This is a genomic window from Sulfuriflexus sp. (genome assembly GCF_032250955.1).
Classification (GTDB): Bacteria; Pseudomonadota; Gammaproteobacteria; order AKS1; family AKS1; genus Sulfuriflexus.
On the sequence record NZ_JAVVES010000075.1, the window covers coordinates 1 to 11,765 of the forward strand.

An 11,765-nucleotide genomic window follows, 5' to 3' on the forward strand; every position below is an offset into this window, starting at 1 on the left:
GGTAAGAGCAACTGACACTAAAAAGCCCGGCCTGCTTTCGCAGGCCGGGCTTTTTAGTCATCTGTAATGGCCTGGCTTACTCGCCGGCAACCACTACCTTGACGGTGCTGTCGATGTCGGTGTGCAAGTGAATATCGATGTCGTACTCACCGATATCACGAATCGCACCAATCGGCATACGCACTTCAGACTTGCTGACTTCAACGCCAGCAGCGGTCACGGCATCGGCCACATCGATGTTACTCACCGAACCAAACAGCTTGCCTTCCTCTGACGCCTTGCGGTTGATGGTAACAGTCAGCGCGGCCAGCTTGTCGGCGCGGGCCTGGGCAATCGCCAGCTTTTCGGCTGCAACCTTTTCCAGCTCGGCACGGCGGGCTTCAAAGTCGGCAACATTACTTGCTGTTGCCGGCACAGCCTTGCCGGTCGGGATCAAAAAGTTACGACCAAAACCAGGCTTAACGTTAACCTTGTCACCCAGATCGCCGAGGTTCTGTACTTTTTCAAGCAGGATAATTTCCATTCTTCAGTACCTCTTAACCTTAGTGTGAATCTGTGTACGGCAACAGCGCCAGGTAACGGGCGCGCTTGATAGCCGTGGCGAGTTGGCGCTGGTAACGCGCCTTGGTTCCGGTAATACGGCTAGGGACAATCTTGCCGTTCTCGGTAACGTAGTTTTTCAGGGTGGCGATATCCTTGTAATCAATCTGATCGACACCTTCAGCCGTAAAACGGCAGAACTTTCTGCGACGGAAATAACGTGACATATTCTCTTCTCCTCGAATCGTCGGCGCGCCTTACTCGGCAGCAGCCTCGGTATCTTTGCTTTCTTCAGCAGGGGTTTCCTCAGCGGCCGGGGCAGCTTCTTCAGCCGGCTTTTCGGCTGGCTTATCTGCCGGCTTTTCACGCTCATCTTTGGGCCTGGCCAACGGTGATGTCTCGGTGAAGGCCTCGTCACATTTGATGACCATGTTACGGATCACGGCATCATTAAAGCGGAAAGCGGATTCAAGTTCTTCCAGGGCATCTTTGCCGCACTCGATGTTCATGAGGACGTAATGAGCCTTGTGGATCTTGTTGATTGGGTAAGCGAGCTGACGACGACCCCAGTCTTCAAGGCGGTGAATTTGACCACCTTTTTCTTCGATGCCGGAACGGTAACGTTCGATCATCGCCGGGACCTGCTCACTCTGGTCAGGATGGACCAGAAACACGATTTCATAGTGTCGCATAGTGCTCCTCGCGGAATTAGCCTCCCGGTTTACGGTGAGGCAAGGAGTTAAACAAATTGTGTCTCACAGCCTTGTACTGTGAGGCCGCGCATTCTACCCATGCTTGCACAAATAGGCAAATCTTATGCGTTCTCAGTTGCTTAGCAAACAACCGGGGGCCCTCGGCACGGCCACCCCGGGCCGGCTTGTACCGCCCGGGAAGTCCCGTTATGATACTGGAAATCGGGATATTCTCTCGTAAAAACAATGACAAAGCCTGGAACCCTGAGCATGACAAACGAACTACAACTACAGAATATTCCGTTATTTTCCGGGCTCCACGAGGACGAACTCGAGAGTGTCGCCTCCATCGCCACCCGGCGCCGGTATGCGAAAAACACCATTATTATTAACGAAGGTGATGAAACCGACTCGCTTTACCTGATCCTCACCGGCAAGGTGAAAATTGTCCTCAGCGATGAGGATGGCAAGGAAATCACCATCTCTGTTCTCGAACCGAATGACTACTTCGGGGAATTGTCGCTCATTGACGAGGAACCCCGTTCGGCGCGCGTCGTGACCATGGAGGACTGCCAGTTGTCGATTATTCACCGCAGTGACTTTACCCAGGTCCTGGACGGTAATCCGGAGCTGGTGCGTAACCTGCTAAAGGGGCTGACCAGGCGCCTGCGTATGGCCAACAAGAATATCGAAAGCCTCGCCCTCATGGACGTTTATGGCCGGGTCGCCCGTACCCTGTTGCAATTTTCGGAGGAAGCGGGCGAGGTCCGTATCATTCGAGACCGTCTCACCCAGAAAGATATTGCCAATATGGTCGGGGCCTCGCGCGAGATGGTCAGTCGTATCTTCAAGGACCTGACCACGGGCGGCTACATCACCATCGAGAGCGGTATGATCACCCTCAACGACAAACTACCCTCGCATTACTGATCTAGATACCACGCTGGCGAACGGCCTCATATAAACACACGGCCGTCGCCACCGAGACATTCAGGCTCTCGACACTGCCCCGCATCGGTATCTTCACCAGTACGTCACAGGTTTCACGGGTCAGGCGCCGCAGGCCCTTGCCTTCCGCCCCCATGACAATGGCCAGCGGCCCTTTCAGGTCAGCCTCATACACAGAGGTTTGGGTCTCTCCGGCCGCCCCGACCAGCCAGATACCGCGTTCCTGCAATGCGCGCAGGCTACGCGCGAGGTTGGTGACCGTAATGAAAGGCACGCTCTCTGCCGCGCCGCTGGCAACCTTGCGCACGGTCGCGTTGAGGGTGGCCGCCCGATCCTTTGGCGCGATCACGGCATGCACTCCCACCGCATCGGCTGTGCGCAAACAGGCGCCGAGGTTGTGCGGGTCCTGGACGCCGTCCAGCACCAGTAACAGTGGCGGTACTGACAGACCATCCAGCAACTGCTGCAGGTGGTTCTCATTTTTCGCCGCCGCCACCCGGCAACGTACGGCAACACCCTGGTGACGATCCGCTCCGGTCAGGTCATTGAGCTGATCTTTCTTCAGCTCCTGAATGGCGAGACCCTGTTGCCGGATTTGCTCAATGAGCTTGCCGAGACGCTGATCGTGGCGCGCCTTGTCAATCCAGACCTCGAGTATTGCCGACGGGTCACGCGCAAGGATCGCCTCGACCGCGTGAATCCCGTAAATGATGTCTGTGTCCGCCATGCCGTTCTGACTTAACGCGAGGAACGGGGTTTTTTGCTCCGGGATCTTTTCTTCGCAGACTTTTTGTCTGCCCCCCCACCTTCGGATCTTCTGTGCGAGGTCTTTTTGCCTCTCGATTTCTTGCCGCCAGACTTTTTACCCCTGCGCACTGAAGTCAGTTTATGCCTGGCATAATCCTCAGAACTGCTTATCACTTCGAGCATCTCGAAGTCCATCTTGCGTGTATCGAGATCAACCCGGGCAACCTTGATACGCAGGCGATCGCCGATGCGGAAACAGACGCCCTGGTTTTCTCCGATCAGGCAATGTGAAACCGGGTCGAAGTGATAAAAGTCATTCGCCAGCGCGGTGACATGCACCAGGCCTTCGACATAGATATCATCAAGTTCAATAAAGACGCCGAAGCCGGTCACGGCCGTTATCGTGCCGTTAAAGTCTTCGCCCACCTTGTCCATCATGTATTCGCACTTGAGCCACGAGACCACATCGCGGGTTGCCTCATCGGCACGGCGTTCGCTCATGGAGCACTGCTCACCGAAGCGCTGCATGCTTGTCTCGGTGTAAACAAAATTGTCGGCCGTGCCGCCGGCAAGAATATGGCGGATGCCGCGATGCACGAGCAAATCCGGGTAACGGCGGATCGGCGAGGTAAAGTGGGCATAGTGTTGCAGCGCGAGGCCAAAGTGCCCGGCTTCTTCCGGCGTGTATACGGCCTGGCGCAGGGAGCGCAGCATGATCATCTGGATCATGTGGGCATCAGGACGATCACCGACCTGACTCAGCACTTTCGCATAGTGCTTCGGTTCCGGTTCACTGCCACCTTCCATGGTCAGGCCCAGTTCGCGCAGAAATTCATGCAGGTCATTCAGTCGATCCTCCTCCGGGCCTTCATGGACACGGTAGAGCGTCGGCATGTTGTGCCGGGACAGGAAGGACGCCGCCGCAATGTTCGCCGAGATCATGCATTCTTCGATGAGCTTGTGGGCATCGTTCCGCACAACCGGGGTAATGCGTTCTATCTTGCGACCTTCACCAAAGACAATCCGCGTCTCCGTGGTTTCAAAATCAATGGCCCCGCGCTTTTCACGTGACTTGCGCAAGACCTTGTATAAGGCATGCAATGACTCCAGGTGCGGCACGACTTCTGTATAGACCTTGCGCAGTGCAACGTCGCCATCCACCAGCATGGCACCTACCTGGTTATAGGTCAGGCGGGCATGCGATCGCATCACCCCGCGCATGAAGTTGTAGTTTGTGATCTTGCCCTTGCCATCAAAGAACAGCTCGCAGACCATGCATAAACGGTCGACATCCGGATTCAGGGAACACAAACCATTCGATAACACGACAGGCAACATCGGGATGACCTGCTCGGGGAAATACACCGAGTTACCCCGTTCCACGGCCTCTTTATCCAGCGCACTGTCCACCGCCACATACGACGAGACATCGGCAATGGCCACCAGCAGACGCCAGCCGTCAGCATGTGGTTCACAGAACACCGCATCATCGAAATCGCGTGCATCCTCACCGTCAATGGTCACCAACGGCACATTGCGCAGGTCTTCACGCCCGGCCATGTCCGTCGTCGGGATGCTGTCACCATACAGCGCGGCCTCATCCATGACGGCATCCGGCCACTCGTGCGGCAGGTTGTAGCTGCGGAGCGCGATATCTATCTCCATGCCCGGGGCCATGTGGTCACCGAGGACTTCACTGATGCGGCCAATCGGCTGCGAACGGCGCGTCGGCTGTTCAATAATAATGGCGACAACGATCTGGCCTTCCTTGACCACGCCACGGTGTTCGGGCGGGATAATCAGATCCTGCAGACGCGGGTTATCCGGCGCGACAAAACCGATACCGGACTCTTCATAGTAGCGCCCGACCACGCTCTCATTCCGGCGCTCGAGGACCTCAACCACGGCCCCCTCACGACGGCCACGGCGATCCAGCCCGGTCACACGCACCATGACGCGGTCACCGTGCAACACGCCACGCATCTGGCGGGCGTGCAGGAAGACATCATCGCCCCCCTCTTCGGGGATCAGGAAACCAAAGCCATCGACATGCGCGGAGACGCGGCCTCGAACCAGGTCCAGGCGCTCGGGCAGACAGTAACTGCCGCGACGATTACGCAGCAATTGACCGTCGCGTTCCATGGCATTGAGACGCCGCTGCAAGGCAATACGGTCATCGTCCTCGTAAAGCTCCAGCTTGTCCGCAAGGAGTTTAAAATCAAGCGGCACCTCCGTCTCCCCCAATATTTCGAGGATATATTCACGGCTGGGGATGGGTTGGGCGTATTTCTCCGCCTCTCGCCCGGCGAACGGGTCGTTTACAGGTTTTTTTGTATTCATAAGCGCTATTGTGACACTCTTGGGCCGTTGTGGGAATTGACATCGATAAAGACACTCGGTAAAGTTCGCCGCTTCCAGTGGTACTGCCGCGTGCAGACTAACGGATATGCCGAGGTGGTGAAATTGGTAGACACGCTAGCTTCAGGTGCTAGTGGGGGCAACCCCGTGGAGGTTCAAGTCCTCTCCTCGGCACCATTTTAAGACTTCATGAAACATCTTCAGACACCGTAACACCCTAATATTAATAATTTTTTCTTTGCCACTTGCCGACGCCGTGCAGCCCTTCGCCTGGGCACAGGGCAGTTCAAAATAAAAAATCGCCTGAACCCTTCGGGAGATCGCTGCTTACCACAAGACATCCTCCCCTGTCCTGCGCGAGCCTTGCATGGATTGATGGAATTCCCGGGTCAGAGATAATCCCGGGGGATAACACGGTCCCAGTTGCGGGAGAAAACCCGTTTCTCGCCCTCAAAGATCCAGCTCGGCTTCGCCCTTCCGCGGTAATTGCCGATAACCGGCACCGAGGTCTCACTATAAATTGACGGATTGACAATTTTAAATGCCCGGCAATGTGGACAGGCTTATTTTAAGTACTGTGTTTGCACATCGGGCCGTGGCTCGTCGCGAATCCAACGAGTACCAGCAACGTAGTCAGGGGTGATAAAAACATTGTCCATGAATAACCCCATCAACCCGGAACCGAACCCGGGTCCCGGCCTGGAAGCCAAAGTCGATTTCCTGAGCAGGCCCGAAAGCTATGCGCGACCAGACGCGAAAGTAGACATCCAGGAAACCCACATGTCCTGGGTGTTTATGGTCGATGATCTCGTCTACAAAATGAAAAAGCCTGTTCAGCATAGCTTCCTCGACTTCAGCACCCTGGCTGCGCGACACCACGACTGCCTCGAAGAAGTACGACTCAATCGCCGCCTCGCAGAGGGGATTTATTTTGGAGCGGTACCGCTAACCGAAGATAGTAATCAGCGCTTAGTCGTGGAGGGAAACGGCACTACCGTGGAGTGGCTGGTAAAGATGCGGCGTCTCCCTGCCGCGCGCATGCTCGACCGTCTTATAGAAAGGCAAGCAGTGAGCGAGCCGGACGTGAGGAAATTCAGCGCGAAACTGGCAGGCTTTTATCAGCGCGCCCCGGCAGAGCCGATTACCGCCGGGGAATACCGCCGGCATTTCCAGCGTGATATTCGAGCCAACCATGCGGAACTTCTGGATCATGATTACAGGCTTCCGTCTGACCGGTTAAACATCATCACCGACGCACAGCTTGCGTTGTTAAACAAGCAACCGGCGTTGTTCGAACAGCGGGTGGTGGCAAAACGCATTATCGAGTCCCATGGCGACTTGCGCCCGGAACATGTCTGTCTTATCGAAGAGCCGGTGTTTATTGACTGCCTGGAATTTAATCGGGAGTTTCGCATTCTGGATGCGGCACACGAACTCGCTTACCTGGACATGGAGTGCGAGTTTGCCGGTGCGGATTTCATCGGTCCACACATATTCAAGACCTACCGCGAGATCACCGGCGACCGGCCGGCGGATATCCTGATCAATTTTTACAAGGCGTATCGCGCAACCCTGAGGGCCAAGCTTGCCATCTGGCACATCAAGGACCACGATGCCGATCAACATTCCAAATGGATCAAACGCGCCATGGCCTACCTGCAACTGGCAGAAAAATACAGCTCAGCCCTTTAACGCGCAGCGTATGCATGAGCATAACCGCCAGTATGGGGCCTATGCGGTATCGTCCCCTGTTGCCAGTAACTCGACGATCGAGCCGCCCTCGTGAATGCGACGGATCGCTTCGCCAAAGAGTGGTGCCACGTTCAGGATCACGAGTTTGGCTTTTACGCTTTCCGAGTGTAGCCGAAAGGCCGGAATGGTATTGGTCACTACCAGTTTATCCAGCGCAGTGTCGGCCAGAACCTCATCCGCATTGGCAACGAACAGGCCATGCGAGGCTGTCGCCGAGATATGCCCGGCACCGGCCTGATGACATGCCTTCACCGTGCGCGCGATGGTAGCCCCGCTGCTGATAAGGTCGTCGAGAATAATCACGGCCTTGCCTTTTACATTACCGACCAGGGTCTCGCCCGATACCACCCCGGCACTGCGCTGTTTTTCCATGAACCCGCTGCCGACCGCTCTGCCTAGCCTGGCCTGCAGTGCCTGCCGGAACAATTCAGCCCGCTTGACGCCGCCGACATCGGGTGAAACAACGACCAGCTCATTAATGGCCTGTTGCGCCGAAAAATAATCCACGAACAGCTTTTTGGCCTCGAGGTGTTCACTGTGGATACGAAATGCATTTTGATAGGCAGCCAGGTTGTGCACATCCAGCGTCATGACCCGGTCGATGCCCACCGCCTCCAGAATGGCGGCCAGGTAACGGCTGCTCACCGGGTCGCGGGATTTGGTTTTGCGCTCCTTACGCGCGTAGCAAAGGTAGGGGATAACCACGGTAACACGCCCGGCGGAGGCATCCCGGATCGAGCCAAGAAACCACAACAGCCGTATCAACTTGTCATTGACGCTTTGCTGTTCATCACTGTGCAAGGATTGAATGACGAACACGTCCTTGCCGCGGACATTCTCCAGAATGCGGGCCTTATGTTCCCCGTCCAAAAAATCGCGTTCTTCGTGCTCGCCGAGGCTAATGCCCAGCGACTTCGTCACATCCCGGGCAAAGTCACGACTGGCGTTCAGGGTAAAAATCCGCAAGCCCGTATCGTGCATCAATACTCTCCGGTTGATTTAGTCAGCACCTTTGCTGAAATCCAGCGGGGTCGTCCATCGGGGTCGCGTCCATCGGGGTCGGAGTCGATGCCTACACGTGCTTTTGACCTGATCGCCAACATCGCGGCTCGTTGTGCCAGCGAATCACCACGCCCGCGCGACTCCGACCCCTTACCTCTAGTCAGCGCCTTTGCTGAAATCCAGCGGGGTCGGAGTCGCTGCCTACACGTGCTTTTGACCTGGTCGCCAACATCGCGACCTGTTGTTCCAGCGAATCACCACACCCGCGCGACTCCGACCCCTTACCTCCAGAATCCAGCGGGGTCGGAGTCGCCGCCTACACGTGCTTGTGATCTGGTCGCCAACATCGCGGCTCGCTGTTCCAGCGAACCATCACGCTCGCGCGACTCCGACCCCTGACCTCCCAGAATCCATCGGGGTCGGAGTCGCTGCCTACATGTGCTTTTGACCTGGTCGCTAACATCGCGGCTCGTTGTTCCAGCGAATCACCACGCCCGCGCGACTCCGACCCCTGACCTCCCAGAATCCATCGGGGTCGGAGTCGCTGCCTACACGTGCTTTTGACCTGATCGCCAACATCACGGCCCGTTGTGCCAGCGAATCACCACGCCCGCGCGACTCCGACCCCTTATCCGCGACCCCTTATCCGCGAAGGAGGAGGGAACTAACGGAACAGCAGTGACTATTCTTTATTTCATTTTCTCTGGCATTGAAGTTTCTCAATCTTGCGGTGCCTGACGGGGATGCCGTGGTTCCGGTACTCAACGAGTATATCCAGACATTTATACGCCATGGATTACCGGTGTATGCCACCCGTGACTGGCACCCTGACGATCATTGTTCATTCGAACCACAGGGCGGTCCCTGGCCGCTCCATGGTGTTACCGATACAGCGGGTGCTGAATTCGCCTCGGCTGCATGTGCAAACCACTGATTGTTCCCTATCTCGAAGTCACATAGAGTGATAAGGTCAGTAAACACCGCGACAACCGGCAACAACACGATGCCGGGGTCGGAAACGTACGGGAAAGTACGTGCGACAAAGCGGAATAGAGGTGATAACACATGGTATTGAGGCGCAAACAGGAAATGGGTGCTGGCGGTAGCTGTATCTGTCCGAAGTGTGATACACGCATCGCCCATCAAAACGGCGTTCCCTGCCAGGAAGAGCGATGCCCCGATTGCGGGGCGAAGATGCTCCGCGAAGGCTCTTACCATCACCAACTGTTCCAGGAAAAGCAGGCCAGGAAACAACAGAGTGATCCCGACACATCTGAAAAATGATTTTCCCGGTCAGGACCGTCTGCACTAACGAGAAAGGAACCTGGCTATGACTTCCATACTGGCAAAGGGCGGTGGCTTGATTCAGGCGACGCTTATCCCTGTCCTGGCTGTGAAAGTCCTGTTTTCGTACCCTTGAAAATATACCCATCGACCTGCCTGATCCGTACGCAAAAATACCTCTGGCAAGGCGGATAAAACCACACTCTTGCCGAGTACTAATATCCAGCCAAACTCGTTAGACTGTATCCGCGTCAATAACCCCCGCACTGACATCGGCAGCCAAGAACAATAACGTGGCAGATGCCTGAATGCAGAAAGGAGACAGAATGATATTTCGACAATTAATCGAACCCGATTCCAATACCTACACTTATTTGCTGGCCTGCCCGGAAACCGGACAGGCCCTGCTGATTGATCCGGTGCTCGATACGCTGCAGCGTGACCTTGATGTGTTGCAGAAACTGGATCTCAAGCTCATGTATACCCTTGATACCCACCATCATGCCGATCACCTGACCAGCGCCAGGCTGCTCCGGGAACGCACCGGTTGCCAGGTCGTTTATCCCGCCGTTGAAAAGCCGGATTGCGCCGACATCGGTATCAGCGAAGGCCAGCCATTCAAGATGGGCTCGGTTGAACTGTCGCCGCTATTCACGCCCGGGCATACCTCCCATCACCATGCCTACCTGCTGGATAACGGCACGCAGAAAATGCTCTTCAGCGGTGATGCCCTCTTGATCGAGGCCTGTGGGCGGACCGATTTCCAGTCCGGCGATGCCGCCACGCTCTATCGCAGTATTCATGAAAAGCTGTTCAGCCTCCCCGATGAAACACTGGTCTATCCCGGGCATGACTATGAGGGCAGGTTTGTTTCCAGCATCGCGCAGGAAAAGGTCCGCAATCCGCGCCTCGGCGGCGGCAAAACCCTGGAAGAGTTCGTCAGTATTATGAACGGCCTCGACCTGCCCTACCCGCGCAAGATCGATTTCGCCGTGCCCGGCAATGAACTCTGCGGCACGTGCCCGCCGAATGTGCCGGAAGAATACAGGGGCCCCTGTGACCTGCATGAGCAGGGCTGAACACGGGCAGTAACCTTCGCCAGACTGATATACATGGTAGTGATGCTGTTCAATATACAAGTCAGCGAACATCAACCCCCGGCATAGTGTCGCGAGACCTCGATACGCTTGTCTTTTAATGCCGCCAGCAACTGGTCATGGGAGTCTGCGAATTTCTTTACGCCTTCCTGTTCCAGCTCTTGTGTTATTTTTGCCAGGTCCACACCCAGACTGGCTAATGCCTCAAGGTTGTGCTGCGCAAGATCGACATCCATTTCCAGCCTGGCGAGCATTTCACCATGGGCCTGATACGCATCAAGGGTTTCTGGTGTAACCGTATTCACGCTATCGGCACCGATTAGTTCCTCGACATAGATAACATCTGAATAATCAGGATTCTTGGTGCCAGTGCTGGCCCATAACGGGCGCTGCGGTTTCCCGCCTCGCCGGCCTTGTTCCTTGAACTCGGGCGATTCTATACTTGCCTTGAAGTATTGATATGCCATTTTGGTATTCGCAATGGCGATGCGCCCCTTTAACTGCCTTGCTTCGGGCGTGCCGATATCGTCGAGTGCGGCATCCACCTTGCTATCTACCCGGCTCACAAAAAATGAGGCGACAGATGCCACGCCCGCCCGATTCGTATTGAGTGACAGCCCCCGGATATACGCCTCTGAAACAGCCTTATAGCGGTCAACAGAGAACAGCAACGTAACATTGATATTAATGCCCTCTGCAATCAGACGTTCAATTGCTGGCAGACCGGGGACCGTTGCCGGTACCTTGATCATGAGATTCGGCCTGTCTACTATCCGCCATAATTTCTGTGCCGCCTCGATAGTGGCATCGGTGTCATAGGCAATATGCGGTGAGACCTCGAGGCTGACAAAACCGTCTTTACCATCGCTACTGATATAAACCGGTTTCAGGATATCTGCGGCCATTTGCACGTCCTGAATGGTCAGCCACTGAGCGATGGTTTCATCGTCTATCTCATGATCGGCCTGCAACAGATCCAGAATGGCATCGTCGTAATCACCGCTGCCTGTAATCGCTTTATGGAATATGGTCGGGTTACTGGTAACCCCACGCAGCCCTTGCGCAACCAGCTCCCTGAGACCGCCCTGAACCAGCAGGTTCCTGTCGATATAATCCAGCCATATGGACTGGCCGTAATCGCTATAGAGTGCGAGCATCCTTGACATCGGGAGTTGTCCACTTCTGTTTTTCGGGCGCAGGTTATTCTGCCCGCCTCAATGGGTCTTGCTTTAAATTCACTCTATGGTTCACCCGCAACCGACGCATTGAAAAATATGCCTCGTCAGAAAAATTCATGGGTAGTTTTCGGGGCAGGTAGCGCTCCAAGCGCGTGATATAAGGCGAT

11 protein-coding genes and 1 tRNA gene are annotated in these 11,765 nt (G+C 55.5%); 5 read left to right on the plus strand and 7 right to left on the minus strand.

The window, feature by feature from the left end; all coding sequences use genetic code 11:
• Nucleotides 1-76: 76 nt before the first annotated feature.
• Genes rplI through rpsF form a run of 3 tightly spaced genes read right to left on the minus strand, consistent with a single transcriptional unit; the run spans nt 77 to nt 1,232 of the window.
• On the minus strand, nt 77-523 hold the full coding sequence (gene rplI / locus RQ738_RS11755; protein WP_314165416.1) for a 50S ribosomal protein L9: 447 nt from the start codon (nt 521-523) through the stop codon (nt 77-79).
• A gap of 19 nt (nt 524-542) precedes the next feature.
• Entirely contained in the window at nt 543-767 is a 225-nt protein-coding gene (gene rpsR, locus RQ738_RS11760; protein ID WP_314165417.1) for a 30S ribosomal protein S18, read from the minus strand.
• Nucleotides 768-797: 30 nt separating this feature from the next.
• Nucleotides 798-1,232 (minus strand): 30S ribosomal protein S6, encoded by a 435-nt coding sequence (gene rpsF, locus RQ738_RS11765; protein WP_314165418.1) that lies wholly within the window; start codon nt 1,230-1,232, stop codon nt 798-800.
• Between the two features lie 270 nt (nt 1,233-1,502).
• On the opposite strand from rpsF, the gene RQ738_RS11770 reads away from it, so the two are divergent.
• Nucleotides 1,503-2,162 carry a Crp/Fnr family transcriptional regulator gene (locus RQ738_RS11770; RefSeq protein WP_314165420.1) on the plus strand — a complete coding sequence of 220 codons (660 nt, stop codon included), beginning with the start codon at nt 1,503-1,505 and terminating at the stop codon, nt 2,160-2,162.
• A gap of 1 nt (nt 2,163) precedes the next feature.
• Here RQ738_RS11770 and rlmB read toward each other — a convergent pair whose 3' ends face one another.
• Together rlmB and rnr are read right to left on the minus strand one after the other, a co-directional pair.
• The gene (gene rlmB, locus RQ738_RS11775) at nt 2,164-2,907 is read right to left on the minus strand and encodes a 23S rRNA (guanosine(2251)-2'-O)-methyltransferase RlmB (protein WP_314165421.1); all 744 of its coding nucleotides are present in this window, start codon (nt 2,905-2,907) and stop codon (nt 2,164-2,166) included.
• Between the two features lie 11 nt (nt 2,908-2,918).
• Nucleotides 2,919-5,267, minus strand: a complete 2,349-nt coding sequence (rnr, locus tag RQ738_RS11780) for a ribonuclease R (RefSeq protein ID WP_314165422.1) — start codon at nt 5,265-5,267, stop codon at nt 2,919-2,921.
• Nucleotides 5,268-5,375: 108 nt separating this feature from the next.
• On the opposite strand from rnr, the gene RQ738_RS11785 reads away from it, so the two are divergent.
• Nucleotides 5,376-5,462, plus strand: a tRNA-Leu gene (locus RQ738_RS11785).
• Between the two features lie 480 nt (nt 5,463-5,942).
• The gene (locus RQ738_RS11790) at nt 5,943-6,977 is read left to right on the plus strand and encodes a hypothetical protein (protein ID WP_314165429.1); all 1,035 of its coding nucleotides are present in this window, start codon (nt 5,943-5,945) and stop codon (nt 6,975-6,977) included.
• A gap of 39 nt (nt 6,978-7,016) precedes the next feature.
• On the opposite strand, the gene RQ738_RS11795 is transcribed toward RQ738_RS11790, so the two are convergent.
• The gene (locus tag RQ738_RS11795) at nt 7,017-8,018 is read right to left on the minus strand and encodes a ribose-phosphate pyrophosphokinase (protein WP_314165423.1); all 1,002 of its coding nucleotides are present in this window, start codon (nt 8,016-8,018) and stop codon (nt 7,017-7,019) included.
• 1,086 nt (nt 8,019-9,104) lie between these two features.
• On the opposite strand from RQ738_RS11795, the gene RQ738_RS11800 reads away from it, so the two are divergent.
• Both RQ738_RS11800 and RQ738_RS11805 read left to right on the plus strand, forming a co-directional pair.
• Nucleotides 9,105-9,323, plus strand: a complete 219-nt coding sequence (locus RQ738_RS11800) for a ferredoxin (RefSeq protein ID WP_314165425.1) — start codon at nt 9,105-9,107, stop codon at nt 9,321-9,323.
• 326 nt (nt 9,324-9,649) lie between these two features.
• Nucleotides 9,650-10,402: an MBL fold metallo-hydrolase gene (locus RQ738_RS11805; RefSeq protein ID WP_314165426.1), complete on the plus strand. Its 753-nt coding sequence runs from the start codon at nt 9,650-9,652 to the stop codon at nt 10,400-10,402.
• Between the two features lie 71 nt (nt 10,403-10,473).
• Here RQ738_RS11805 and tal read toward each other — a convergent pair whose 3' ends face one another.
• Nucleotides 10,474-11,586: a transaldolase gene (gene tal / locus RQ738_RS11810; RefSeq protein ID WP_314165427.1), complete on the minus strand. Its 1,113-nt coding sequence runs from the start codon at nt 11,584-11,586 to the stop codon at nt 10,474-10,476.
• Nucleotides 11,587-11,765 lie beyond the last annotated feature (179 nt).

Bases quoted from the DNA above. Each gene is read 5' to 3' on its own strand.
- RQ738_RS11805 (WP_314165426.1), top strand. From the start codon at position 9,650: ATGATATTTCGACAATTAATCGAACCCGATTCCAATACCTACACTTAT.
- RQ738_RS11795 (WP_314165423.1), bottom strand. From the start codon at position 8,018: ATGCACGATACGGGCTTGCGGATTTTTACCCTGAACGCCAGTCGTGAC.
- tal (WP_314165427.1), bottom strand. From the start codon at position 11,586: ATGTCAAGGATGCTCGCACTCTATAGCGATTACGGCCAGTCCATATGG.
- rpsF (WP_314165418.1), bottom strand. From the start codon at position 1,232: ATGCGACACTATGAAATCGTGTTTCTGGTCCATCCTGACCAGAGTGAG.
- RQ738_RS11770 (WP_314165420.1), top strand. From the start codon at position 1,503: ATGACAAACGAACTACAACTACAGAATATTCCGTTATTTTCCGGGCTC.
- rlmB (WP_314165421.1), bottom strand. From the start codon at position 2,907: ATGGCGGACACAGACATCATTTACGGGATTCACGCGGTCGAGGCGATC.
- rpsR (WP_314165417.1), bottom strand. From the start codon at position 767: ATGTCACGTTATTTCCGTCGCAGAAAGTTCTGCCGTTTTACGGCTGAA.
- rnr (WP_314165422.1), bottom strand. From the start codon at position 5,267: ATGAATACAAAAAAACCTGTAAACGACCCGTTCGCCGGGCGAGAGGCG.
- rplI (WP_314165416.1), bottom strand. From the start codon at position 523: ATGGAAATTATCCTGCTTGAAAAAGTACAGAACCTCGGCGATCTGGGT.
- RQ738_RS11790 (WP_314165429.1), top strand. From the start codon at position 5,943: ATGAATAACCCCATCAACCCGGAACCGAACCCGGGTCCCGGCCTGGAA.
- RQ738_RS11800 (WP_314165425.1), top strand. From the start codon at position 9,105: ATGGTATTGAGGCGCAAACAGGAAATGGGTGCTGGCGGTAGCTGTATC.